24 protein-coding genes are annotated in these 23,983 nt (G+C 35.6%); 10 read left to right on the forward strand and 14 right to left on the reverse strand.

Annotated features, from left to right (window positions below):
• Window positions 1-12: 12 nt before the first annotated feature.
• Genes QP953_RS08435 through QP953_RS08445 form a run of 3 tightly spaced genes read right to left on the reverse strand, consistent with a single transcriptional unit; the run spans window position 13 to window position 2,548 of the window.
• Window positions 13-198, reverse strand: coding sequence for a hypothetical protein (locus tag QP953_RS08435; RefSeq protein ID WP_052595812.1), 186 nt, complete (start codon window positions 196-198; stop codon window positions 13-15).
• Complete coding sequence (feoB, locus tag QP953_RS08440; protein ID WP_309554631.1) at window positions 198-2,324, reverse strand: ferrous iron transport protein B; 2,127 nt, start codon at window positions 2,322-2,324, stop codon at window positions 198-200. The genes QP953_RS08435 and feoB overlap by 1 nt, the downstream gene beginning before the upstream one ends.
• Complete coding sequence (locus QP953_RS08445) at window positions 2,324-2,548, reverse strand: FeoA family protein (protein WP_052595809.1); 225 nt, start codon at window positions 2,546-2,548, stop codon at window positions 2,324-2,326. The genes feoB and QP953_RS08445 overlap by 1 nt, the downstream gene beginning before the upstream one ends.
• A gap of 291 nt (window positions 2,549-2,839) precedes the next feature.
• Between QP953_RS08445 and miaA the strand changes: the two genes are divergently transcribed.
• The gene (miaA, locus tag QP953_RS08450) at window positions 2,840-3,757 is read left to right on the forward strand and encodes a tRNA (adenosine(37)-N6)-dimethylallyltransferase MiaA (RefSeq protein ID WP_052595806.1); all 918 of its coding nucleotides are present in this window, start codon (window positions 2,840-2,842) and stop codon (window positions 3,755-3,757) included.
• Window positions 3,758-3,956: 199 nt separating this feature from the next.
• Entirely contained in the window at window positions 3,957-6,662 is a 2,706-nt protein-coding gene (locus QP953_RS08455) for a TonB-dependent receptor (RefSeq protein ID WP_309554633.1), read from the forward strand.
• Between the two features lie 19 nt (window positions 6,663-6,681).
• On the opposite strand, the gene QP953_RS08460 is transcribed toward QP953_RS08455, so the two are convergent.
• The 5 genes from QP953_RS08460 to QP953_RS08480 form a co-directional block, all read right to left on the reverse strand.
• Complete coding sequence (locus QP953_RS08460; protein WP_309554635.1) at window positions 6,682-7,260, reverse strand: DinB family protein; 579 nt, start codon at window positions 7,258-7,260, stop codon at window positions 6,682-6,684.
• Window positions 7,261-7,387: 127 nt separating this feature from the next.
• Complete coding sequence (locus QP953_RS08465) at window positions 7,388-7,963, reverse strand: Crp/Fnr family transcriptional regulator (RefSeq protein ID WP_052595800.1); 576 nt, start codon at window positions 7,961-7,963, stop codon at window positions 7,388-7,390.
• Window positions 7,964-8,158: 195 nt separating this feature from the next.
• Entirely contained in the window at window positions 8,159-8,524 is a 366-nt protein-coding gene (gene gldC, locus QP953_RS08470) for a gliding motility protein GldC (RefSeq protein ID WP_052595798.1), read from the reverse strand.
• A 378-nt stretch (window positions 8,525-8,902) separates the two neighbouring features.
• Window positions 8,903-9,511, reverse strand: coding sequence for a glucosaminidase domain-containing protein (locus tag QP953_RS08475; protein WP_309554637.1), 609 nt, complete (start codon window positions 9,509-9,511; stop codon window positions 8,903-8,905).
• A 7-nt stretch (window positions 9,512-9,518) separates the two neighbouring features.
• Complete coding sequence (locus tag QP953_RS08480; protein ID WP_052595793.1) at window positions 9,519-9,905, reverse strand: hypothetical protein; 387 nt, start codon at window positions 9,903-9,905, stop codon at window positions 9,519-9,521.
• A gap of 290 nt (window positions 9,906-10,195) precedes the next feature.
• Between QP953_RS08480 and QP953_RS08485 the strand changes: the two genes are divergently transcribed.
• Entirely contained in the window at window positions 10,196-10,360 is a 165-nt protein-coding gene (locus QP953_RS08485) for a hypothetical protein (protein ID WP_156039729.1), read from the forward strand.
• A 57-nt stretch (window positions 10,361-10,417) separates the two neighbouring features.
• Here the strand turns inward: QP953_RS08485 and QP953_RS08490 are convergent, their stop codons facing one another.
• The gene (locus tag QP953_RS08490) at window positions 10,418-11,860 is read right to left on the reverse strand and encodes a trypsin-like peptidase domain-containing protein (protein WP_052595995.1); all 1,443 of its coding nucleotides are present in this window, start codon (window positions 11,858-11,860) and stop codon (window positions 10,418-10,420) included.
• A 326-nt stretch (window positions 11,861-12,186) separates the two neighbouring features.
• Between QP953_RS08490 and QP953_RS08495 the strand changes: the two genes are divergently transcribed.
• A complete protein-coding gene (locus QP953_RS08495; RefSeq protein WP_052595792.1) occupies window positions 12,187-12,492 on the forward strand; it encodes a hypothetical protein in 306 nt (101 codons plus the stop codon).
• A gap of 1 nt (window position 12,493) precedes the next feature.
• On the opposite strand, the gene QP953_RS08500 is transcribed toward QP953_RS08495, so the two are convergent.
• Window positions 12,494-13,069, reverse strand: a complete 576-nt coding sequence (locus QP953_RS08500) for a hypothetical protein (protein WP_309554638.1) — start codon at window positions 13,067-13,069, stop codon at window positions 12,494-12,496.
• A 437-nt stretch (window positions 13,070-13,506) separates the two neighbouring features.
• Between QP953_RS08500 and QP953_RS08505 the strand changes: the two genes are divergently transcribed.
• Window positions 13,507-14,400: a DUF3298 and DUF4163 domain-containing protein gene (locus QP953_RS08505; protein WP_309554639.1), complete on the forward strand. Its 894-nt coding sequence runs from the start codon at window positions 13,507-13,509 to the stop codon at window positions 14,398-14,400.
• A gap of 193 nt (window positions 14,401-14,593) precedes the next feature.
• Here the strand turns inward: QP953_RS08505 and QP953_RS08510 are convergent, their stop codons facing one another.
• The 3 genes from QP953_RS08510 to QP953_RS08520 form a co-directional block, all read right to left on the reverse strand.
• Entirely contained in the window at window positions 14,594-15,001 is a 408-nt protein-coding gene (locus QP953_RS08510) for a DUF1573 domain-containing protein (protein WP_052595786.1), read from the reverse strand.
• A 115-nt stretch (window positions 15,002-15,116) separates the two neighbouring features.
• Window positions 15,117-15,611 (reverse strand): DUF1573 domain-containing protein, encoded by a 495-nt coding sequence (locus tag QP953_RS08515; RefSeq protein WP_081909521.1) that lies wholly within the window; start codon window positions 15,609-15,611, stop codon window positions 15,117-15,119.
• A 158-nt stretch (window positions 15,612-15,769) separates the two neighbouring features.
• A complete protein-coding gene (locus tag QP953_RS08520) occupies window positions 15,770-16,264 on the reverse strand; it encodes a DUF1573 domain-containing protein (RefSeq protein WP_052595784.1) in 495 nt (164 codons plus the stop codon).
• A gap of 430 nt (window positions 16,265-16,694) precedes the next feature.
• Between QP953_RS08520 and QP953_RS08525 the strand changes: the two genes are divergently transcribed.
• From QP953_RS08525 to QP953_RS08545, 5 genes are all read left to right on the forward strand, one after another.
• The gene (locus QP953_RS08525; RefSeq protein ID WP_052595782.1) at window positions 16,695-19,121 is read left to right on the forward strand and encodes a thiamine pyrophosphate-dependent enzyme; all 2,427 of its coding nucleotides are present in this window, start codon (window positions 16,695-16,697) and stop codon (window positions 19,119-19,121) included.
• 163 nt (window positions 19,122-19,284) lie between these two features.
• Window positions 19,285-19,650, forward strand: a complete 366-nt coding sequence (locus QP953_RS08530; RefSeq protein ID WP_309554640.1) for a DUF5615 family PIN-like protein — start codon at window positions 19,285-19,287, stop codon at window positions 19,648-19,650.
• Between the two features lie 80 nt (window positions 19,651-19,730).
• Window positions 19,731-20,180, forward strand: a complete 450-nt coding sequence (locus QP953_RS08535; RefSeq protein ID WP_052595777.1) for a DUF2141 domain-containing protein — start codon at window positions 19,731-19,733, stop codon at window positions 20,178-20,180.
• 19 nt (window positions 20,181-20,199) lie between these two features.
• On the forward strand, window positions 20,200-21,153 hold the full coding sequence (locus QP953_RS08540; RefSeq protein WP_052595775.1) for a CorA family divalent cation transporter: 954 nt from the start codon (window positions 20,200-20,202) through the stop codon (window positions 21,151-21,153).
• Between the two features lie 164 nt (window positions 21,154-21,317).
• Window positions 21,318-21,956 carry a DsbA family protein gene (locus QP953_RS08545; RefSeq protein WP_309554641.1) on the forward strand — a complete coding sequence of 213 codons (639 nt, stop codon included), beginning with the start codon at window positions 21,318-21,320 and terminating at the stop codon, window positions 21,954-21,956.
• 88 nt (window positions 21,957-22,044) lie between these two features.
• Here QP953_RS08545 and QP953_RS08550 read toward each other — a convergent pair whose 3' ends face one another.
• Window positions 22,045-23,532 (reverse strand): T9SS type A sorting domain-containing protein, encoded by a 1,488-nt coding sequence (locus tag QP953_RS08550; RefSeq protein WP_309554642.1) that lies wholly within the window; start codon window positions 23,530-23,532, stop codon window positions 22,045-22,047.
• Window positions 23,533-23,983 lie beyond the last annotated feature (451 nt).

The raw sequence follows: 23,983 nt of genomic DNA on the forward strand, positions 1-23,983 counted from the left end.
CTCCTAATTCCCTCAAACCTTCCCTTCTGCCCAATCTTGCTCAAACTGATGCATTGCTTGTTCCAAATTGCCAACAGCACATTGATTGCCACAACCTTTGGAGCAACCACTAGCTTTGCTAGGTCTAAAAATGGAGACCAAATAAGCAATAGCAGCCAAAAAGACGATAAGAATAACCGTATGTTCTAAGTATTCCATTAGCTTAATAATTGATAGGTTAACAAGGCCCCAAAGTAAGCTAGAGCAGTCATGTAAGTTAGTTGAATTAAAGGCCATTTCCAGCTTCTAGTTTCTCTTTGTACAATAGCTAAAGTAGCCATGCATTGCATCGCAAAAAGGTAAAAAATCAAGAGAGAAAAACTAGTAGCAGATGAGAAAATAGGCGCTCCTGTTTCAGGATTTTGCTCATTGCGCAATTTATCTAATAAAGTGCCTTCTGAGCCATCTGTATCACCAACACTATAGATGGTTGCCATAGTCGAAACAAAGACTTCTCTAGCGGCAAAGGAGGTAATCAAAGCAATGCCTATTTTCCAATCGTAACCCAATGGACGAATAACAGGCTCTATGAAATGCCCAATATGACCTATATAGGAAGCTTCTAGTTGTTTAGAAGCAATTAAAGCAGCTTCGCTTTCTGCTATTTCGGGTTGTATTTGATAGAGTTCTATTGCTTCTTGTTCTGCTTGTTGCATGGCACTTGGAGGACCGTATGTAGCCAAAACCCATAGAATAATAGAGATGGCAATTATAATCTTACCAGCCTCAAAAACGAAATCACTGGTTTTTTGGTAAATAGTAATGCCAACACTTCTCCATTGTGGGAGCTTATAAGATGGCAATTCCATGATAAAAAAGTTATCGTCTTGAATGTCATTAGAAAGCAGTTTGTTAAAAATAGCAGCAGAAATGAGCGCAGCCAGAAAGCCTCCTAAATAGAGTCCCGCCAAAACGAGGGATTGCAGACCAAAAGGTCCGAAACCAGCTACAGGGGGAACAATGAGTGTGATGAATATAATATAGACTGGTAGACGAGCAGAGCAGCTCATTAGTGGCGTGACCATAATAGTCGTCAAACGTTCTTTCCAAGAAGTAATATTTCGAGTGGCCATAATTGCAGGAACAGCACAAGCAGCACCAGAAATCAACGGAACAATACTTTTTCCATTTAAGCCAAAACGACTCATTGTCTTGTCCGTCAAGAACATGACACGTGCCATATAACCCGTTTCATCCAAAATAGATATAATAGCAAAAAGAATGGCTATCTGCGGGATAAAAATAACAATACCACCGATGCCTGCAATAATACCATCTATTAGTAAATCAGTAATTAAACTTTCTGGTAACAAGCCAGCTAACCAGTCCGAAAAATCGGAAAAACTATTGTCAATCCAATCCATTGGAGGGGTTGCTAGATTGAAAATAGCTTGAAATATAAGTAGGAGAATGGTAAAGAAAATAACATAACCTCCAATGTTGTGAAGCAATATTTTATCTAGTCGCTCGGTTATAGTAACAACATTTTTAGATTCCGTAACAATGCCTTCTAAGCTATGATTTAATCGGTTTAGCCGTTCTTGAGAGTCTGTTGTTTGAAGTTGTAATAAGTCAATATTATAGTTATTAATAATATTACTTAGTAGCGTTTGTTGCTGAGAACTTAAAAAAGATAAATGCGCCTGTTGACTAAGCAATAGCTTGGCATGAAAAGGGTTTTGCAAAGGAATATTTGCATGAATCTCTTTTTCCCACGCTGTTGTTAACTCAGGAGAAGCTGCGGTATCAAAGGAAGGTGGATTCACTTTTTGAATGGCATCTTCCAATTCTTTCAACCCTTGTTGCAAACGAGCATTGATACAAACAAGGGGTAGCCCGATTGCTTTTTCTAGTTGTTGAACATCAATCTCAACGCCTCGATTGTTGGCTACATCTAACATGTTCAATACAACAACAATAGGAAAATTAAACGCCCTTATTTGGTCTAATAATAATAAGCTACGAGTTAAGTTACTAGCATCCAAGACCAATAAAATTAAATCTGGACGTTCTTTGTGATCAGGATTGAATAGCGGATCTAAAACGACTCGTTCGTCTGGTGATTTGGCAAACAAACTGTAGATCCCCGGAAGGTCAATCAAATCAACAGACTGACCATTGGAGAGCGTCCAAATACCTGTGTTTTTGTCGATCGTAACACCAGAGTAGTTTCCTACTTTTTGGTTCAAGCCCGTTAAAGCATTAAATAAGGAAGATTTGCCCGCATTGGGATTTCCTAATAAAGCGATATTTTTTATGTCAAGTGCTGGAGTAGTTGTTGTCATTATTGTTTGCGGATAATCAAATTTTTAGCCTCGTTTGAACGAATAGCTAGTAAATTACCAGATGCAGTTTTGATAGAAAGCGGTCCATTGAATGGTGTTTTACGATACAGTTCTATCGTTGTTCCCAACGGGCAGCCCATGTCTGTCATGACCAATTCTACTTGGGGGTTGTTAAAATCTTCGATAACGGCTTTTTCACCCACATTTAAGTCTGTTAATACCATAATGCATCAATTTTTTTGGTGGATAAAGGGATGGGGTAATGAATTTAACCACAAGGTTACGAAATTGTTTTTAAAATATTAAGTCTCTAATCAATTATATTTATTTAGATTAAGTATAGATAATTTTTTGACAAAATGCTTACAACGAACTTAAATATTGGTATTGATAAGATTAAATCTTACATTAGCAGTTTAACGGTAGAGAGAACAGCCTCTTATACTGTTAGAAGTAACGAGAAGGATATTAAAGAGAAATTATACAATCTGTCCAAAAAATAGTTTTACCCACCAATGCAAGAAAATAACAAATACCTGATTGTAATCGCTGGTCCTACGGCTAGTGGTAAAACCGCTTTGGCTATACAATTGGCTCAACAATTCGATGCTGAGATTTTATCTTGCGATTCTAGGCAATTTTTTAAAGAAACAACGATAGGGACTGCCAAGCCTGATGCTGAAGAGTTGGCAGCGGCAGTACATCATTTTATAGATTGCCTTTCTATAGAAGAAGCATACAATATTGGAGATTATGAACGGGATGTTCTTGCTTTTTTAGAAGATTATTACCAAAAAAAGAATATTGCCATCATGGTGGGGGGATCGGGAATGTACATACGAGCAGTTTGTGAAGGATTGGATACTTATCCAAAGGTAGATAAAAAAATTCGATTAGAACTCAATCAGCTGCTAGAAATAGAAGGGGTGGAGGCGTTGCAAGAGGAATTAAAAAAGGCAGATCCTGTTTATTATGCCAAAGTAGATGTGTCCAATCCTCATCGCTTGATTCGTGCCTTGGAAATTTGTAGAGGAACGGGGCAGCCATTTTCATCGTTTCAAGGCAAAAATAAGGTGGAACGTCCTTTTACAGTCATCAAATTGGGAATTCATTGGGAACGAGCAGTCCTATACGATCGCATCAACAGAAGGGTCGATTTAATGCTAGAGGCAGGGTTGTTAGAAGAGGCGAAAACATTATATCCTCAACGAGCACTTAATGCGTTGCAAACGGTTGGTTATCGAGAATTCTTTGATTATTTTGATGGCAAAACAACTTTAGAAGAAGCAATAGAGTTGGTGAAGCGCAATACACGACGGTATGCCAAACGCCAAATGACTTGGCTCCGAAAAGAAAAAGACTTGCACTGGATTGATGCTGAAACAGCAATTGATGAGGTGGTTGATTTTTTGAAGGATAAAATAAAGGAATAAAAGCATCGTTAGAAAAATGGTTTCTTTTTTATTGAGGTTTAAATTTTTAAGTACCGTTAAATCAATCCATTTTTTATAGAGCTGACTATTAGCCACCAATCTCATTAACTAGCAAAAGAACAACAGCTCTGCTAACTTTTTTGTATCTTGCATCCTACAAACAAGACACCCCAAGTTTGTGATTCTAAATCAATGATCAATGTTATCAAAAAAGCTTATATTAAATCTTGTTATTCTAGGATTCTGTTTAATAACTCACGTCACTTGGGGACAAGAACATCCGTTGTTAGAAAAGACGCTTACAATTGAAATAAAAAATAGAACAATTGCTGCGGCTTTAAATTTATTGGAAGAAAAAAATTCAGATATTCATTTTGTTTTTGACCCTTCCAAAATCTCCTTAGATAAGCGTGTTAATGTCTCTGCAAAAAACAAATCAACAAGCTGGATACTAAAGCAAGTATTGGCAGGAACGCCAATAGATTTTAAAGTAATTGGAACACAAGTCACGTTGTTTAATAATCCAGATAAGGTACAACCTCCTGTACCACAGTTTACTATTAGTGGATACCTTATTGACCATCAAACTAATGATCCATTAATTGGAGCTACTATATTTGAACCGATTACATCTAGAGGGACAACGACAAACATAGAAGGCTTTTATAGTTTAACCTTGCCCAAAGGAAAACATCAAATTGTTTGCTCTTATATCGGTTATGAGTCTATTACAACAATATTAGATTTGGTAAAGCATACAAAGCTCGATGTGAATCTGAATTCAGGACAAGAAATGGAGGAAATTGTTGTTGAATCGACAGAACATATGGAGTCTAGACATGAGTTAAATGTCATTAGTAGCAATACAATGGATATCAAGGTCGTCAAGGCATTGCCTAGTTTGTTAGGTGAGGCAGATGTCGTCAAGGCGATGCAGTTGCTACCCGGTGTACAATCAGGTAGTGAAGGAGCAAGTGGTTTGTTTGTAAGGGGAGGAGGTCCTGATCAAAATCTATTTTTGTTAGATGGTGTTCCTGTTTATAATGCCAATCATCTTTTTGGGTTTGTTTCTATCTTTGATAGCAAAATTATCAAAAAAGCAACCATTATCAAAGGTGGTTTCCCTGCTCGTTATGGAGGGCGTTTGTCTTCGGTACTAGATATTCACACTCGAACGGGGGATATGCAAAAATTTCATGGCGAACTTTCAATCGGGTTGCTTTCTGGAGGTTTTTCGATAGAAGGTCCCATTTGGAAAGGAAAAACGTCTTTTCTTGTGTCGGCAAGACGATCTTGGGTCGATATAATTGGGGTACCCATTCAAAGAGCTATTGTAGAAGGGAATAATGGGAATGGAAATGTTATTGATTATAGTTTTTACGATATTAATATCAAGCTTAAACATAAGTTCTCAGATAAAAACTACCTCATTTTAAATGGTTATTTCGGAGATGATATTTTTAACTACAATCAGACCAATCATCTCAATTTTGATTTAGGACCAGAAACATTAAGCAAATCAATTCGCAACGATGATTATTTGCAATGGGGAAATAAAATTGTTGCTTTGCATTGGCATACTGAATTGAGCCAAAAGTTATTTATGCGTACTTCGGCTACATATAGTAATTATTTCTACGAATCGAAGACAGAGAGCTATTCAGAGTTAAAAGATAGTCATGGCTTTATAATTCAGAAGGAAGAGTTTGAGTCAGAAGGACAAACTCCGATTCATGATATTGGAGGACATATGGCATTTGATTATATTCCGCACAATAAACATTACATTCGTTTTGGTTTAGGGTATACCTATCACTTATTTCGTCCCGAAATAAGTAAATCTACATTTAGTTTTGGAGGAAAGGAATCAGAAGTGGAGAGCTTTAATCATATCCATGAATTTACAGCCTATATCGAAGATGATATTCGAATTGGCAAGATTCTAAAAATTAACCCAGGGATACACTTAGCTGATTTTTATTTAAAAGGAAAAAATTATTTCTCTATTCAACCTCGTTTGTTGGTTAATTTATTGGTTGCCAAACGAACTTCTATCAAAGCATCTTATGCGAGAATGTCGCAGTTTGTCCATTTATTGACCAATCCAGGGATTGGCTTGCCAACCGATCTTTGGTTGCCAACAACTAGAAATATTCCACCAGAGCATTCGCATCAGTGGTCGTTAGGAATTACACAAGACTTGCCCTTGAATTTAGAATTTACAGTAGAAGGTTTTTACAAATTGATGGAAAATGTATTGGAATACAATCCTAGTACAAACTTTTTGCAAGATAGACGTTCTTGGGAATCTTTGGTAGAAATTGGACAAGGAGAAAGTTATGGCGCAGAGGTATTGTTTCAACGCCAAAAAGGAAAATTTACAGGATGGGTTAGCTATACCTTGTCTTGGTCTTGGCGAAAATTTGAACGACTGAACCGAGGTAAACCATTCCCATATCGTTATGACAGAAGGCATGATGTAAGTGTAGCATTGAATTATAAGTTTAATAAAAATTGGGATATTGGCTTAGTTTGGGTATATGGAACAGGGCATCCGGTTACGTTAGGTTTAGAGCGTTACACACCTATTCAAGCTCAAATAGGGCACTATAACAACAGCAATATCCCTATAGCAACAACAGGTTCTATTATTGCTGATATTACCAATGTTGTCAATCGAAATAATTTTAGAATGCCGCCTTATCATAGGATGGACTTAACTGTCAACTGGCACAAACAGCTCAAACATGGGGCACAAACTTTAAGCATAGGAGTGTACAATGTTTATAACCAACTGAACCCTTATATGGTTGTGCCGAAAGAGCAAGAAGACGGAACACTCAAATTATATCAAGTGAGTATTTTGCCAATCATGCCGTCAATTTCTTTTACAAGATCTTGGTAAACGGATTGTTTTAATAACCTTAGTGAACCGTTTTGAAGAGTAGAGTAGCTTCAAAATTACCAACACGCAACGCTTGGTTGCAATGGCGTTGGTGGTGAGCGATCATAAAAAGAAATATATCTCCAAGACGTAATTTTAATAATTTAAAGACCTCTATACGGACTTTTGCTTTGTTCAGGTTAATATGTCTAGCCGCTTCAATGAGTTGCAAGAATTCTTTTTGCCCTTGAATGAATCGCTGCACGACATCTGGGCGAACGGTACTCAAAGAAGGATTTAATGTTTTGACGGCTTGAGTGGGTTTGGTATTGTTAGGATGCACGGACTCAATAGATTTTTTGCCCAACCATGTTGAGTTAAATGTAGGAACTGCTCTCCATTGTTTTTTTTGGGCTTTTTCTATGGCTAATTGTGCCTCTTTATTATAATAATCCGAGTAATAATTGAGGTGTTCTAAACATTCAGCAATACTCCATTTTTGTGCATTGGGTTTGTAGTTTAAGACTTCTGAAGATAAGGGAGCAAAATGTTCTTCTGCTAATTTTAAAATAGCCCTACTAGTGGCTTCTACTTGTTGTAATAAATCACTCGATTTCATAGGTGTATTGTTATTATTAATGTCAATCGTTAGTTCGCTTAAAATCGTATTTGGTTATTTCATAAACGTAGCGAACTATTAACAATACAAAAGTCCACAAAAAAGAATTAAAAAATCTTGATTGAAATCAACGTTTCCAAACTTTCTTTTTAATTCTGCTAAATGTTTCGGGACTCATTTGTAAGTAGGAGGCAATGTAACGTTGCGGAACCAACTGAAAAAGGTGCGGACTGTGGTTCCATAAGCGTATAAATCTTTCTTGGGGATTGGAGTTGTTTAAGTAGACTTCTCGTTCAATTCTGCCCAAGAGTGCTTGCTCCGTCAACTTACGCCAAGCCCGTTCTAATCGAATATTTTGTTCAATAACCTGATAAAAATCCTCCCGAGCAATACCTATCAATCGACAGGGAGTAATGGCTTGAATATAATAATCGGTAGGTTGATTAGAAATAAAAGAAGCATAAGCACAAATAGCCGTATTGGGATAACCAAAACCAATGCAGGTTTCTTCTCCTTGGTTGAGAACACAGATTTTTAGTGTTCCTTCCAAAACCCAATAAAGGTGTTTTCCAATACTTCCTATATCCGAAAGATATTCTTTGCGTTGAAGGTGTTTTTCTTGATTCCAATGCTGCATTAGGCTAGCCCAGTCTTGATCATTGATTGGAATTTGTTGATGTAGAGTTTGGCGAAGTAATTCCATAATGGCAGATGTGTGTTGGTATCCTATCCTGCTAAATATGAATTTAGCAAAAGGCTGTTGGTAGGAAGGATAGCTATGGAATAGGTCTAAAAAAGAATTTGAGAATTAAAAAAGATTGGATAATTTCCTCTTTAATTCTCAAAATTAATAGAACATGTCTAGTAGTCAAAAATGTATCCGTAAAGCAGGAGACAACTAATTTTCAGGAGCGGTAACCTCTGTTTTTTCTCCAAAATACTGTACAAATTTTCTCATATCATTGGCCATCTCCTTGTTGTTGGTAGCACGAAAGTACGTATCTGCTAGCCCACGGAGGGTTTGGTACATGAATTTATTCATTTCTGTTATTTGTAACTCATTTGTCCAAAGATCAATTTTATACGTATCTCTATAGTCCTTATCAAACAAAGCCAATAGCATTGCTTTTGACTCCTTAAATTCTGGTGTATCAGGAGAATCTTGTGCCAACCATTCAATTTTTACAGGAACGTTTTGCTCATCCAAACCTATTCTACAAGTGATGTCACTTGTCTTAACCACTTTTTGGTTATTGTTTTCCATAATTAAGTATTAATTATAAGTAAGTCGGTACAGAGAATATAGACTGTATTTCTTAGTATTTAAGTATAAACGACTACTTACGGTTTTGTTTTTACATGATTAATCCAAAGATATTTTCTTAATAGTAGTTCGTTGATTTTTTACTTTTTTACCAAAAAGATAAAAAAGTACATTTATATTAGTTTGATAATCAAAATTTTAACACAAAACACAGCAAAGGTGTAACTTGTTGATTATCAAACTAATAAAGTTTTTCAACGAACTATTGTTCTTAAGTAAGTGGGCAGAAAAAAATATAGCTAAAAAATAGGTTGTTTTTTATATGTTTTTTCTGAACGATTACTTATCTAACTGCAAAGATAATAAAAGTTTGGCTTTCTAAGATTCGATCAAGACTTCCTTTTTGTCATAACGATATAATTGATATCGTTGAATGATCGAAATCAACTTATTGGCATAATTAGGATCTGTAGCATACCCTGCTTTTTGCAATCCATGCGCCCAAGCTTCAAAATCATAAATATCTAAGGCAAAAAGAGGCATGTAATGAGCTCGTTGAACCAAGAAGTTAGAATGACCAATATAGGACGCTTGAATATTTTTGTAACGTCTAAAACAAGACAGCATAGGATACATTCGTTGCTTTTTTTGATTCCATTCATAAGAATAAATACAATGGCGATCCGTACTATCCCATTTAGCCTCTGCTTTAATACCAAAGTGATTATTGGCTTGCATCGCTAATTCACTTGTGCCATATTTTGACTCTAGGATTGCTTGTCCTAGTGTAATGCTAGCAGGAATTTTGGCTCGTTGCATTTCTTGTACTGCCAAGGTGTAATTGAGCTCAATATATTGTAGGACAGTATCTATAGGCATGTCCTCTATGAGTTCTGCTACTGCCGCATCGACCGTAGGAACAGGTTGGTAAATGTACAAGGCAAAAATAAAGTAAAGTACTAAAGGAATTCCAATAACCTTCCACATGATTTATCTAAAGTATGTCCGCATCTGTAATTTTAAAGGTACAATTTTGGCTGTTTTCAGCACCTTTTTCAAAGTCCCAATCGGCTTCGTTCGTTAAATCTTTGTTCAATGTTCCACCTCCAACAATTTCTACGCGAATAGAGTCGTCGTAAACGCTACAACCTTGTCGTATATCAACATTACTATTTTCCTCTTTGTAAAAATGAATTTCCTTAAATTCTCCTGCTGCTACGGTTACAGTGTCTCCATAAGTCATAGGATTAAAAGGACCATAAAAATAGAAATGAATGGTTTTAGAACTGGTGTTATCGATATTTTTAGTAAATAAGGTATCGTTTCTATCGCAAGCCAATAAAGTTGCAAGAATTAAACTGAATGCTAGTATTTTTTTCATGTTGTGTTTATTAGTAGTTCGCTAGATTGTTACTGTGTGGTCGTTATTTTTTGTTAACTAAGTTGGCATTCTCAAGAGCTTACGTAGCGTAGGAAGTAACTCAACTAAGCGAGCTGAAAAAGTAAATCAAGGAATAAGAACAGGTTTATAGAATTAGTATTGATTGTATGAGTTAATACTCCGTTGATTTTTTAGTTTTTCTACGAACCCGCAGGCTCACGAAGTAAAAACGTAAAAAAGCATCTTGTATTAGTTTGATTACCAGTCTTTTAGTGTAAAGGTTGGTGAAAATGCATCTTTCTGATAATCAAACTAATACGATTTTTCAACGGAGTAATGATGAGTTGTCTACCACAAAAATACAAAATCCATTACACCTACTCAAAAATAAAGCAGGAGTAATGGATTTTATTGTTCTATTAAGACATTTTAATACATTAAGTAAGTGGACATAAAAAAATATTCAAAACCTTGGTATTAGAGTCGTTAGTAGACAATTATGGGGACATCATTTAGTCCTTGTCAAAAACATAGCTGTACTCACCAGGATATTTTTTGTAAAATCCGTCTAAGACAATTTCACCTTCCGCATCAACAATCGCATCTTTAAATTCTTCTAAGGAGCTGATTTTTTGATTGTTAACGGAAGTTATAATAAATTCTCGTTCCATATTGGTGCCTTCGATGATCCCATCTTTATCAATTTTGGTAATAATAACCCCTTCTGTATCTTTGAATTCATCGTCATCTAAGGTCTCGGCAGCAATTCCTAGATTTTCCAACAAGTTTTCTTTTGAATTTAGAAAACCACTTGTGCTTCTTTTCTCTCCAAGCGCAATGGTATTAGAGCCATTTTTTAAAATCACTTCAGTTGATTTTAATTTTCCTTCTCTCAAGAAAATAACAGCAATTTTTTCTCCTGGACGGAATAGCCCTACTTGTTCTTGCAATTCTGGCGAACTTTTGACATCAATACCATTGACTTTAACAATAATATCACCACGTTGCAAACCTGCTTCTTCGGCGGCACTTTCTTCACCAACTCCTTGGATATAAACACCATCCATAGATTCTAACTTGTTCTCATCTGCAATTTCGTCCGAAATATCTTTGATGGTCACTCCCAAAAAGCCACGTTGAACCTCACCAAACTCAATCAAATCTTGCATTACTTTTCTTACCAAGTTGGCTGGAACAGCAAAAGAATACCCCTCATAGCGTCCTGAACGGGTAATAATGGCCGTATTGATACCAATCAAATTACCATCCGTATCTACCAAAGCACCACCACTGTTACCCGGATTAACAACAGCATCGGTTTGAATAAACGATTCGATGTCATAAGCACCATCTAAAATATCAATATTTCTCCCTTTGGCAGAAACAATCCCAGCGGTAACTGTAGAAGTTAAATTAAAAGGATTACCAACTGCCAAAACCCATTCACCAACAGAAACATCATCCGAATTACCAAATTGCAACATCGGCAGTTTGACATCTTTTAGGTCTCGTTTTTTGATTTTGATGACAGCTAAATCAGTTGTTTTGTCCGTACCAATGATTTTAGCTTCGTAGGTTCTCTTATTATTTAAGGTAACGGTTACTTCCTTGGCACCACTAATAACATGATTGTTGGTAACAATATAGCCATCTTCAGAAACAATAACCCCAGAACCAGACGATTCTCCTCCAAACAAGCGGTCGTATCGATCGCCACTACTGCTATGAATATGGACTACCGTTGGGCGAACTAAGTCGGCAGCATCTTTAAAAGAACTGACATTGGTTATATCTGGATAGTAGTTGGGGTGATTTACTTGCTTGGCAAAAGAAGCTTCCTTGATGATTACATCCCGAACAGGGGTAACAGGTTCTTCAATATAATATTTGTAAATTCCTAATGTTAATCCAGAACTTAAAATAGAAATGGCTAAGACCATCAAAACATTCTTCATAAGTTTCATATTTTCTTTTAACAAGTACTATTTAGGTAGTTCATCTTCTCTTAAAGAAGAAAAACAGCGTTTCTTTATTTTTTGAATGATTACTTAACTGTTGGGAGATATTTTAAAAGGAGACCAAAAGATACTTAATTATTTTCTTTTTATAATAAACGCTATTAGCAAACAATTGATTAATTTTATGCTTCAATAATTGTACTAAGTATTGTTTGAACTTTAATTATACGTAGATAATAAATAATAGTTCGTTTAAAATTTTTGTTTTCTATGGAAAAAGGAAAAATTTCAACAAACGTTCTATAAAGTAAGAAATGCAACTTATGGAAAAGGAAGAAGATGAAAGACCATTTATTGAACTAAGCCGCAAAGAGCGCAGAGACAGGGCTAGAAAGATGATTTTCGGAGATTTTAAAGATGAATATCTTGGAAATATTTGGGGTTGGAAGTTCTCCACCTTCTCTTTTATTGGTTTGGCGTTGGTAGGAGCAGTTGCCTTTTATGGTATTTATACAGGCAAAATAGATCTTAACAAACTGGACAAAGAAGAACCTGCAAGTGTCCTCGAAAATCCGAATCCACATCTAAAAGAAGCTGCTGTTAAAGATACGTTAAAGTTGCAAAAATAGCTTATTTGTCTTGCTCTATCCATGCTTTTAAATCAAAATCAGTTGGGTGATACGTTATTCCTCGCAGTTCATAGCGATTGCCCATATCTAAGAGCAACTCTAGATAAATCTCTTGATTTTTTCTCTTTTCTTCATGATCTATTCGAACAATATTTTCTTTGGGAATAATATGAAACTCACGAGGATTGTTTTCAAAGTAATATTCTTTAGTGATAAGCGTGCCATAACGAGATTGACGAGGATTTTTTAGAGCGTCATTGATATATAAACCTATTTGAAAATACTGTCTAACTAAAAACAAGAAAGTAACAAGAAACAAGGCAATAATTGTGATTCCTGTAACAACTGGACCATCAATATGCCAATAATAAACAGCATCTGTATACCAAGCGTGATATGCCAAGTAGCAAAACAAAACGCCTATAAGAACAGATGCGCCTAAATAGAACTGCTGTTTTTTATACAAATAGGCATATTGGTATGGTATAAATGTTCCTTCTAAGGTAGTGGCTTGATTATTGTCAAAAGCACTAGAAAATGCGGAAGCTGCTAATTGTATTTCTTTTTCTGTTTTCATGATTTTGTAATAAATCAATAGTGTTTTTTACTATTACTCCGTTGAAACCACGCAGTAGCAGCGCAGCTAACTAAAAGCAAAGCGCTCACGCAGTAAATCGTATTATTTTATTAGTAGTTTGTTGAAACCACATACAAAGCTCAAGCAACGAGCAAGTAATTAGCAGCACTGCTAACCACTATATTAAAATGCTTACTTTGGGCAAAACAATAAGAACGTAAATTTAGTAAATAATCAATTTATATAGCTTATAATCTGCAAAAAATATGGAGTGGTTGCCACGGAAACAAATGTTTTTCGTATGATTTTTCTATTTATCTTCAAAATCACCTAAATTGTAGGATACCTGATTTTAACCGAACAAACAGAGTTGACGCTAATAGATATTCTTAGAACATCTTTGGTAATTTATTGACAACAATACAAGTGATTATACAATGAATCAATGGGGTTCTATAGGAACTATACTTTTATGCATAACACTGTTTGCTGCTTGTAGAGACACCACTACAGTACATACAGAAAGGACACCAAGAGCAGCTGAAACCTTGGTGACAAATGATTCTGTGCCACATCAAATTATGGTAGGTCCAGATACATTACATTATTCCATTCAGTTGGCTTACAAACTAGAAGAAAAAGCGAAAGATTATACCCAAAATGACATTACAAAAATAGTATTCACTTATCCACAGGTAGATTCTTTTTCGGCAACAGTAATTATGGATTCTGTGAATACCCTTGTACAAGATTTGTTGTTACAAGATATGATGGGAGAGGTGCGTTATGAAAACTTAGAAGAGCGAATGACGCAGTTTTTACAAGAATACAAAGAACACAAGCAAGAAATGATTGAATTTCAACTCCCATCTAGTAATTGGGTATTTGAAATGAAAATTGATGTGTTGCTCAATAGACCATCTTTAGTTTCTCTAAGAATAAATAAATTAGAATTTACAGGAGGAGCACATGCCAATTCATGGACGAACTATTTAACGGTAGATCTGACAACAGGCAAGGTAGTTGACCTAAAAGAATTGTTTATTGATGATTTTGAATCTCAATTGTTAACCATTTCAGAAGCTGCATTTAAGCGAACTGTTAATTTGGATGCAGATACCAATTTGGTGGAAACCCATTATGAGTTTAGTACAGGAGAATTTATGTTGCCACCTAACTTTTCGGTGGGAACAGATGGGCTACATTTTTATTATAATCCATACGATTTAGGACCTTTTGCCTTGGGGGCAATCTCTTTTGAAATTCCTTATCAAGAGATTTTATCAATTATAGATACAAGTATCTTGCCCTTAGAACCTATAGAAGGATAAAACCAAGAATACAAGAATAAGTATAGAAGTAGATTCAAATACTAGGGAGGGTGATAATCAATAGTATGAACCTACTTCACGCAAAGCAAGCAGTTGTGTACCTTGAAAAACTGCCGTATTGCTTATACTTATTTAACTAAAAACTTAGTTGAAGTGTGCAAAAAAAATAGATTAAATAGTATAGACGCTATTTCTATTCAAAAATGTAAGCTTCTTTTTTAGGAGTTGCTGCTGTTTCCTTGTCTACTGTTCCAACAATATTCAATCGAATGGTAGGGTTTTGAGAATCGTTACTTGTAATAGTGACGTATTTTGTAAAAGAACCCAAACGATTGGTATCATACTTAACCTTTATCTTAGCCTTTTCTCCTGGCAAAATAGGCTCTTTGGGCCATGTAGGGACCGTACATCCACAGCTTTTTTGAGCATTATGAATAATTAAAGGAGCTGTACCTGTATTGGTAAAAGAAAAGTATCGTTCGCCATTAGATCCTTGAGCAATCGTACCATAGTCAATTTTTTCGGTATCAAAACTGATTGTTTGAGCTGATAATTGAGTGCCTAAAACAAAAAAAAGCACTGCGCTAACTAATCTTTTCATAAGTAGAAGTATTATTTAAACTAATTCGATAGTTGTAAAACTAAAAATTTAGTTATAAAGGGTGAAAAAATATCCCATTCCAATAAGAAATGGGATGATTGATTATAATTGATTATTATCCTTGAGGTTGTTCTTTCAACGCAGGAGCAGGAGTATTTGCAGGAGCATCTACTGTTCCAAAAATTTTCAAACGAGTAGTTGTATTTGTTTGAGCATTGGTAGTCAAAGTAACATATTTAGTAAAAGCACCTGTACGTTTAGTATCATATTTTACTTTGATAAACTCACTTTCACCTGGCATGATTGGCTCTTTTGGATAAGAAGGAACGGTACATCCACAGCTTCCTTTTGCTGCCGAAATAACCAATGGGCCAGATCCTGTGTTGGTAAATTTGAAGTAACGATAACCAGTAGAAGCATTTTTAATGTTTCCATAGTTCCATTCTGTTGCAGTAGTACCTGGTTGATCCATTTGCGCACCTTCTTTTTCTGCTGCTGAAGAAGCTTTTGTACAGTCACCAGCTGCATAATTAGAGAATGTAATTTCTTGTGCAGAAGCAAAAGAAACGGCTACCAATAATACCGCAAATAGAGAGAATATCTTTTTCATTTTGATGTCAATTTTTATGTTGATAAGAATTTGGTGTAATAATGTTGTAATACGAAGATATAATTAAAGAATTAAAAATCCTAGTACTTTAATAGTATGTTAACTAATTTTTTAGTTAAAGAGTTCTACTAGGATTTTTATTTGTTTGATTACGAGGCTTAGTTAAACATGCTTTTTTCTTTGGCAGGAGTTGGAGCCGCTTCTGCTTCAACAGTACCTGTAATTTTTAGGCGAGTAGTTGTGTTAGAAGTTGCATTGGTAGTTAGGGTAACATATTTGGTAAATGCTCCCACACGTTTAGTATCGTATTTTACTTTGATATATCCCGCTTCACCTGGCATGATTGGCTCTTTGGGATAAGAAGGAACGGTACACCCACAGCTTCCTTTTGCTGCCGAAATAACTAAAGGAGCCGATCCTGTATTGGTAAACTTAAAGAAACGAACACCAGTCGATGCTTTTTCGATTTTTCCATAATTCCAATCTGTAGCTGTTCCTGTTTGTACTAATTTAGCTCCTTGTTGCTCATCAGCCGTTTTTAAGTCTTTTGCTTCTGCTTTTTCGCCTTGGTACAACTCAAGTTTGATGTCTTGAGCCATAGACGTAGATGCAAATAGTACTAGTATAGCGAATAGATTAATTAGCTTTCTCATGTCAAATAGTTTATTTTAATAGTTTATACTTATACGAGTGAAATGATATAAAATATTGATTTTAATTCAATTGTTTCATAGACACATACATCAAGTATCTATGTAAGATGATTATAAAGGTATAAAATTTTGAGTCAAATCCTAGCGAATTAGTAGTATTTTAACTAAAGTTTTAGTTTGACTCATGCTTCTACACTTCCTATATCCAACAGCTATGCCAAAAAAACTGCAATTGTTGATTTTTTTTGATTTATTTTTGGATTAGCTTCTATAGGTCCAACTTTTTGTTATATTTTTGCACCCATATTCGGAAATCAAAAACAAATGATTTTAGAATATTGTTGTGTACAAGGTATTTTTATGAATAACAAGTTGTATTTATAAGAAAGAACTGTTGAGATAAGTTATTGTAACCAAAACGAAAAAAAGCATGAGTCAAGCTAAAACAAAAAATACTTCTCCTAAGTATTCCAAAAAGTTTCAACAAGAAGCTTTAGAAGATTTCAGAACAGTATGTATTAGTCGCGAAGCAAGTTTGCTAGGACGCAAGGAAGTTTTGACAGGAAAGGCTAAGTTTGGCATATTTGGAGCAGGCAAAGAAGTTGCTCAAGTAGCAATGGCAAGGGTGTTTAAGAATGGTGATTTTCGTTCAGGATATTACAGAGGTCAGACATTTATGTTGGCTTCTGGTTTGGCAACAGTCGAAAATTTATATGCTCAGTTGTATGCACATGCAGATCCCAAACATGAGCCTTTTTCTGCTGGTCGCCAGATGAATTCTCACTTTGCAACGCCTTTAGTCGATGAACAAGGAGAGTGGCTGGATCATACTGCTACCAAAAATGTTAGTGCAGATATTTCTCCAACGGCAGGACAAATGGCGCGTGCCTTAGGTTTAGCATTAGCCTCCAAAAAATATAGAACTTCTCCTGATTTGTCAACAGGGACGAACTTTTCGAAAGAGGGAAATGAAGTTTCTTTTTGTTGTATTGGAGATGCAAGTACTTCGGAGGGCGTATTTTGGGAAACCTTAAATGCTGCGGGAGTGATGCAAGTACCTCTAGCCGTTTTTGTATGGGATGATGGATATGGTATTTCTGTTCCCAAAGAATATCAAACAACCAAAGGAAGTATCTCTGAAGCTTTAGCTGGTTTTCAACCTACTCAAGAAGGTGAAAAAGGGGTTGATATCTATACCACCAAAGGGTGGAACTATGCTGAAATGCGTACAGTTTTTGAAAAAGGAATCGACAAAACCAGAGAAAATCATATACCTTGTTTGTTTCATGTAGAAGAAGTCACACAACCACAAGGACATTCGACTTCTGGGTCTCATGAGCGTTACAAGGATGCTGAGCGTTTGAAATTCGAGAAAGAAAAAGATGGCATTGTTCAAATGAAGCAATGGTTGATTGATGAAGGAATTTCGACTCTTGAAGAGCTAGACGCTATCCAAAAAGAGGCTAAAAAAGAAGTTCGTGCTTCTATCAAAAAAGCTTGGAATGCGTTTAATGCGTCTATTCAATTTAATTTAAACAAAGCACAAGAGTTGTTAGGGCAACTTGTTAACGAAAGTGCACAAGCAGAAGCAATTGCTGCCATCAAAGAAAAATTAGCTAAAAGCTTGGACCCAACCCATAAGGATGTGGTTAAAGCTGTGCGTCAAGCACTGTATTTAGTTAAAAATGAACAAGGCGCTGCTGTTCAAGCATTGGGCAACTGGGCAAATGAATTGATTGCAGAGCATACAGATTCTTATACTTCTAATTTATACAGTGCTTCTAAGTATGCTGCTTTAAATATTCCTGAAGTACCCGCTCAATATAGCGATGATGCTCCTTTAAAAAATGGCTTTGAAATTCTAAATGCGTGTTTTGATTATCACTTGACCAATAACCCGAGCTTATTTGCTTTTGGTGAAGATGTTGGAAACATTGGAGATGTGAACCAAGGATTTGCTGGAATGCAGGCAAAACACGGCGAGGCACGTGTCTTTGATACGGGAATCCGAGAGTGGACAATTATGGGGCAAGCTATAGGAATGTCTATGCGTGGATTGAGACCAATTGCTGAAATTCAATATTTAGATTATCTAATCTATAGTTTATCGGCTCTGTCGGATGATTTGGCAACCGTACGCTATCGCTCTAATGCAATTCAAAAAGCACCTGCCATTATTCGAACTAGAGGGCATCGTTTGGAAGGAATTTGGCATTCTGGGTCACCAATTGGTTTGTTGTTGAATAGCTTGAAAGGGATTTGTCTTTTGGTGCCTAGAAATATGACACAGGCAGCTGGTTTTTATAATACCATGTTGCAATCAGATGATCCTGCTTTGATTATTGAGTGTTTGAATGGCTATCGTTTGAAAGAGCAATTGCCAGACAATGTACACGAATTTACAGTACCTGTGGGTGTTCCTGAAGTATTAAAAGCAGGAACAGATGTCACCTTGGTGACTTATGGCTCTTGTGTGCGTATTGCAGAGGCGGCTGTGAAGAAATTGGAAGCAGAGGGCATTTCGGTAGAGTTGATCGATGTACAGTCTCTAATGCCATTTGATGTCAACCACTTAATTGCAGATTCTCTTAAAAAGACCAACCGTTTGGTTTTGTTTGATGAAGATTTTGCAGGCGGAGCAACGGCTTATATGATGCACAAAATCTTGGTAGAACAAAAAGGATATTATGCCTTGGATTCTGAACCTGTTAATATCCATGCCGCTGATGTGCGTCCTCCTTATGGATCAGATGGAGATTACTTTACAAAACCTAGTGTGGAAGATGTATTTGAAAAAGTGTATGCGTTGATGCATGAAGCGCAGCCCGATCGTTTTCCTCCATTATACTTTATGTAAAAAAACTGAGTAAGTTATACGATAAATTTAAAGACTGATGCAACAAGTATCGGTCTTTTTCTGTTTAAATAAGATGGTTCTTTATAGCGTTTTACCCCAAAAACGGAGAAGGTTTGCCAACGAACCTATTGATTTCTTAACCTCTTAATATTTATTGTATACTATGGTACATAAATTTATTGCATATCGTTCTGTTGAGTCAGAAGTTATTACGGCTATTCGTAATAATAAACATGAAGTATATTACGCTACGGAGTTAGATGCAGATACTTCGGAAGAAAAACTTTGCCAAAAAGCAAACGGTGAAGGCTATATTTTTTTGACAGGAGATAAGGAATTTGCGCAAGATTTATATCAAAACCAACGGGTTCAATCTGGAATTATGTTAGTTGATGTTAAAGAAGATAATGTACACGCTAGAGCTAAAGTAGTCTTGGATGCGATAGCTAATCATGATGTACAACTGATTGGCAATTTTGCAACTGTAACAAAACAAAACGTACGCTTAAAAGCAATTCAACAAGCATAGCTTATCAATCACTCAAAGACCACGAAGGTAGCAACGTAGCGAACTATTACTAGCATTAAAACATAATAATTTCTAAAACAATGAAACCAATCTGCATTTTTTTACTATCTACTATTGCCTTATTTTTTTCTACGGCTTTTTCATGGTCTTACTTAGATAATACCCCCATCGTAGAAGTTGTGATTACCAATATCCGAAACAATAAAGGAAACTTGGTGTTGGGATTTTATAAAGATGGCAAGTCTTTTTCGAAGCGAACACCATTTATGAGTAAAGTGGTAGAAAAAACAACCATGAAAAACGGAATAGTCAAGTTTTCATTACCTTTACCTGCTGGAAAATATGGCATTGCTTTATTGGATGATGAAAATAAAAATGGTAAAGCGGATTATGGTTTTTTATTACCAATAGAAGGGTTTGGTTTCTCAGACTATTATCACAGTGGGGTGTTGGCTCCAACGTTTAACGATTTTGATTTTGAGGTGGGCAATACAGATAAATCCGTTACCGTGAAATTAAAATATATGTAAGTGTAAGTAGACAACTCCCATGATAGAACTTTATTTTAAAGATAATCAGGTTAAGAAGGTCCAGTCTGTAGATGAAATTACCTACCAATTAACAGATTTGTTCAACGTACGAATTATTGATTTTTCTCAAAATGAGTTAAATGCTTTGGCGCAAAAGTTTGGATTAAATCTAACGATATTCAATCAAAAAGAGGACATAGAAATCAGTTCGCACTTCTTAAATTTGTCCAACCAATTGGTATTTAATTTTTCAATCCCTAGCTATTCTTCCCAAGTGTTTTTTGAAGAAGAAGAAGTATTTATTATTATCAAAAGTAACGTTGTCTTTTATTTTTTGACCACAAAAATGGATCGAAATCTGACAAATTTGACAAAGTCTCGTTATGATTTTGATAGTATTAATTTTAATTCTCACTTGGAGCATTTCGTTTTTCAGATAGGTGTCATCTCTGATTACTATGCTGATTTAACAGAGCTAATTTCAAAAAGAATTAAGCAGCTTTTTTTAAAAACGTTAGAAGCCAAGCAATTTGTAGAGAATGATTTGGATTTGATTACAAGACTCAATTTTAACAATCTACTGGTAAAAGAATCGATTAATAACTTTCAGCGCATTTTAATACTATTAATTCGTAGTGGTGATCGAGAAAAAATCATTAATCAACGAATAGGAGTAGAACTAGATGATATTGCCGTTATAACAGAACATTTGCAATATAATTTTGAACGATTGGATGATCTGAAAGAAAATATTAATAGTAAGATTGATCTAGAGCAAAATAGAATTTTTAAGAGTCTGACCATTATAACGGTTTGTATTTCCTTGCCAACATTAATTGCAGCCATTTATGGGATGAATTTTCAACAAATGCCAGAATTACATTGGCAGTATGGTTACCCCTTGTCACTAGCATTAATGGGCAGCAGTTTCTTGGCAGCAATTGCCTTTTTTAAACTAAAAAAATGGCTATAACTAACTTCAATAGCTCGTTAAAACCACGAAGTAGCAGCGTAGCTAACTACTAAACTTGTAAGCATAATTAAATTAGAATGGGGAAAATTTATCACTTAGCAAAACTAATCATACTTGTAGTTGTTGTGCTAACGAACAGTAGTTTTCAAGCTAAAAATAGTACAATGAAAAATATAAAAATAACTTATTATTACGATGCCTTATGTGGTTGGTGTTTTGGTTTTAGCCCTGTTTTTAAGGAAATTCATAAAACCTACCATGCCAAAATAGATTTTGAGGTAATTAGTGGCGGATTGTTTTTGGGAGATAGAGTAGGACCTATTAATGAAGTTGCTCCTTATATAAAAGCGGGAGCGTACAAAACGGTAGAGTCTACAACAGGAGTAATCTTTGGAAAGGGCTTTGTTGAGCGTGGTTTGGAACAGGGAAATATGATTATGAATTCCTTGTATCCTGCAATGGCATTGTGTGTGGTGAAATCTGATTCCCCTCAACAGGTAATTCCTTTTGTGGGGCTATTGCATCAAGCTTTCTATGTGGATGGGAAAAACCCTGAAGATATCGAGATGTATGGAGACTATGCTGCTCGGTTGGGTATCAATAAAGCTGTGTTTAATGAGAAAATGCAACTAGAGGTTTTTCAAAAGCAAGCCTTAGAAGAGTTTAGCTTGTCAAGCCAACAGAATATTGGTGGATTTCCTGCGCTAGTATTGGAAGTAGGAGGCAAGAAAACAATATTGTCTAGTGGATATACTTCTTATGAAGTATTAGAGCGAAAAATAGAGGCAATTTTAATAGATTAATCCTAGGGAATAAACTGCTCAATACGGTTGTCAAAAAAGAAAAATTGGAGTCTATTGTTATGTCATAGGCTCCAATTTTTTAGTGTCATTAATTATCTTGTAGAATTAATTTCCCTGTGTATTGTTTTTGTTGTTGCGTATTCGTAAGTTGATAAAAATAGACGCCAGAAAGTAACGTTCCTTTGTGCAATAGATGTGTTGCTTTTTGGATAGGAGTAGAGCGGACAACTTTTCCTGTTACATCTAGCAACCGCAACGACCAATTGTCCATCGCATCAAAGTTTTTAATTTGGAGGGTCGCAGTTTCTGTCAATGGATTTGGAAAGATTTGAATGGTCTGTTCTTCATTCGCAATCGTAGGAATATTTAGAAACGTCGAGCAGTTAACAGGAATGCCCCATGTTTCATTGCCCTTTTTGTAATAAACAGGCATGTTTTTTCGAGCAGGACTATTCACAAAAGGACCGCCAATGCCCTCAATCCAAATTTGGGGCCAAACGTCAAAGTAGAATGTCCAGCAGTTATTGAACGTATCATAATAAAAATAATTGAAAGTAACTTTTTGTCTTCGGAGACTTGCAAAATTTCTGACAGAGGTCACACTAAAACCAGAAGAATCTGGTGCAAGCTCATGGGTAAGTTGCCCCAAATTATTCACATCAGTGGATACAATAACTCTTTGTACAACAGTATCTGTTAAAAATGTAGTATCCTGTTTTCCTTGCATTGCATCGTTGTCAATCCTTGCAATGCAATCTTCATACGTATAGGTAATGGTATCTTGATTGGTTGATACTGTTTTGCTAAGTACGGTACGAATAGTTTTGTGCTTACCAAAAATCCAAGGAGTTGCTTGAGGACGATACTCACCAGTAGTATGAATTTCGTCACCAACATTAAAATTAAAAAAGTCGATGTGGGTTGGGTTGTTAATACCAATATTAGGCTGGGCGCTACTCCCTACCAACTGGTAAGGAATGGTATCATTAGGGAAGGTATGGAAATCAAAAAATTGCACCCAACCATTTTGCTTAGAAAATTGCAAAACTTTAGTATTCATCGGATGAACGATAATATTGTTGGCTGCATCTTTTGCTTGCAAATGAATTGTTTTGATACTATCTAAATGGTTTAATATCGTGGCGGTATCAATACTAACTAAAGTCCCTTCTATATAGTCTCCATTTCCAAATTTATATATAGTCCAAGTATCGTTCAAAGGAGCTAAGCTTTTGATGACAATACTATCCAATTGCTTGTTAAAAAAAACATAATCCCCGTTATTAGAGGCAATTATTTGATGACCTACCCAAGATGAGTCGTTATGATCTGCAAGGCAGAGTGAGCTGGTAGGAGTTTCTTCTAATATTTTATGATTATAATAATATGTTTCTGCCCCTTGAGTGACCGAAGTGTCAATTCGTATAGAGCGAATTTCTTGATGATAATTGGGACTGCCTGTAGTGTGAGCATATAAAAAGTGCTGCTCGTTGGTCGGTAGAATGAGTTGGTAGTTTTGTGCGTAGGATATGGTTGCAAGGAGCACAAAACAGACCGATAGAAATTGTTTTTTCATTGTACTGTTTATTTAATTATTTAAGAATAAAAATCTTTCCAACTTTTGTAGATTGACGGTTGAATAAGCAGCAGGTTACCAAATGACAGTGTGCTGTGTACTGCTTTTAATCATAACAATATAGTAGATTAATAAATTAAATTAAAAGATTTAATAGGTTGGAAATTAATGTATAGTGGATGTAATGTGTAACTAAAATAGAGACATTAATTTAAAAAGCCAAGTATAGAAGTTAATACTCCGTTGATTTTTTAGTTTTCCTACGAACCCGTAGCGCTCACGAAGTAAACTAATACGATTTTTCAACGGAGTAATGAGAAGTAAGATTTATCTATGGATTTTAAGAGGTAATCGGTAGGCTATTTCCTCCTATTAATAAGCTAAAACTCTTTTGACAGAAAAAAGCAAGTATTTTGATAAGTAAAGGCAAATAAGTTGGTTGTAAATGAAT

It is taken from the genome of Aureispira sp. CCB-E, from assembly GCF_031326345.1.
Taxonomy (GTDB): Bacteria; Bacteroidota; Bacteroidia; order Chitinophagales; family Saprospiraceae; genus Aureispira.

Excerpts from the sequence above, each read along its gene's own strand:
- QP953_RS08435 (WP_052595812.1), bottom strand. The coding sequence starts at position 198 with ATGGAATACTTAGAACATACGGTTATTCTTATCGTCTTTTTGGCTGCT.
- feoB (WP_309554631.1), bottom strand. The coding sequence starts at position 2,324 with ATGACAACAACTACTCCAGCACTTGACATAAAAAATATCGCTTTATTA.
- QP953_RS08445 (WP_052595809.1), bottom strand. The coding sequence starts at position 2,548 with ATGGTATTAACAGACTTAAATGTGGGTGAAAAAGCCGTTATCGAAGAT.
- miaA (WP_052595806.1), top strand. The coding sequence starts at position 2,840 with ATGCAAGAAAATAACAAATACCTGATTGTAATCGCTGGTCCTACGGCT.
- QP953_RS08455 (WP_309554633.1), top strand. The coding sequence starts at position 3,957 with ATGTTATCAAAAAAGCTTATATTAAATCTTGTTATTCTAGGATTCTGT.
- QP953_RS08460 (WP_309554635.1), bottom strand. The coding sequence starts at position 7,260 with ATGAAATCGAGTGATTTATTACAACAAGTAGAAGCCACTAGTAGGGCT.
- QP953_RS08465 (WP_052595800.1), bottom strand. The coding sequence starts at position 7,963 with ATGGAATTACTTCGCCAAACTCTACATCAACAAATTCCAATCAATGAT.
- gldC (WP_052595798.1), bottom strand. The coding sequence starts at position 8,524 with ATGGAAAACAATAACCAAAAAGTGGTTAAGACAAGTGACATCACTTGT.
- QP953_RS08475 (WP_309554637.1), bottom strand. The coding sequence starts at position 9,511 with ATGTGGAAGGTTATTGGAATTCCTTTAGTACTTTACTTTATTTTTGCC.
- QP953_RS08480 (WP_052595793.1), bottom strand. The coding sequence starts at position 9,905 with ATGAAAAAAATACTAGCATTCAGTTTAATTCTTGCAACTTTATTGGCT.
- QP953_RS08485 (WP_156039729.1), top strand. The coding sequence starts at position 10,196 with ATGCATCTTTCTGATAATCAAACTAATACGATTTTTCAACGGAGTAAT.
- QP953_RS08490 (WP_052595995.1), bottom strand. The coding sequence starts at position 11,860 with ATGAAGAATGTTTTGATGGTCTTAGCCATTTCTATTTTAAGTTCTGGA.
- QP953_RS08495 (WP_052595792.1), top strand. The coding sequence starts at position 12,187 with ATGGAAAAGGAAGAAGATGAAAGACCATTTATTGAACTAAGCCGCAAA.
- QP953_RS08500 (WP_309554638.1), bottom strand. The coding sequence starts at position 13,069 with ATGAAAACAGAAAAAGAAATACAATTAGCAGCTTCCGCATTTTCTAGT.
- QP953_RS08505 (WP_309554639.1), top strand. The coding sequence starts at position 13,507 with ATGAATCAATGGGGTTCTATAGGAACTATACTTTTATGCATAACACTG.
- QP953_RS08510 (WP_052595786.1), bottom strand. The coding sequence starts at position 15,001 with ATGAAAAGATTAGTTAGCGCAGTGCTTTTTTTTGTTTTAGGCACTCAA.
- QP953_RS08515 (WP_081909521.1), bottom strand. The coding sequence starts at position 15,611 with ATGAAAAAGATATTCTCTCTATTTGCGGTATTATTGGTAGCCGTTTCT.
- QP953_RS08520 (WP_052595784.1), bottom strand. The coding sequence starts at position 16,264 with ATGAGAAAGCTAATTAATCTATTCGCTATACTAGTACTATTTGCATCT.
- QP953_RS08525 (WP_052595782.1), top strand. The coding sequence starts at position 16,695 with ATGAGTCAAGCTAAAACAAAAAATACTTCTCCTAAGTATTCCAAAAAG.
- QP953_RS08530 (WP_309554640.1), top strand. The coding sequence starts at position 19,285 with ATGGTACATAAATTTATTGCATATCGTTCTGTTGAGTCAGAAGTTATT.
- QP953_RS08535 (WP_052595777.1), top strand. The coding sequence starts at position 19,731 with ATGAAACCAATCTGCATTTTTTTACTATCTACTATTGCCTTATTTTTT.
- QP953_RS08540 (WP_052595775.1), top strand. The coding sequence starts at position 20,200 with ATGATAGAACTTTATTTTAAAGATAATCAGGTTAAGAAGGTCCAGTCT.
- QP953_RS08545 (WP_309554641.1), top strand. The coding sequence starts at position 21,318 with ATGAAAAATATAAAAATAACTTATTATTACGATGCCTTATGTGGTTGG.
- QP953_RS08550 (WP_309554642.1), bottom strand. The coding sequence starts at position 23,532 with ATGAAAAAACAATTTCTATCGGTCTGTTTTGTGCTCCTTGCAACCATA.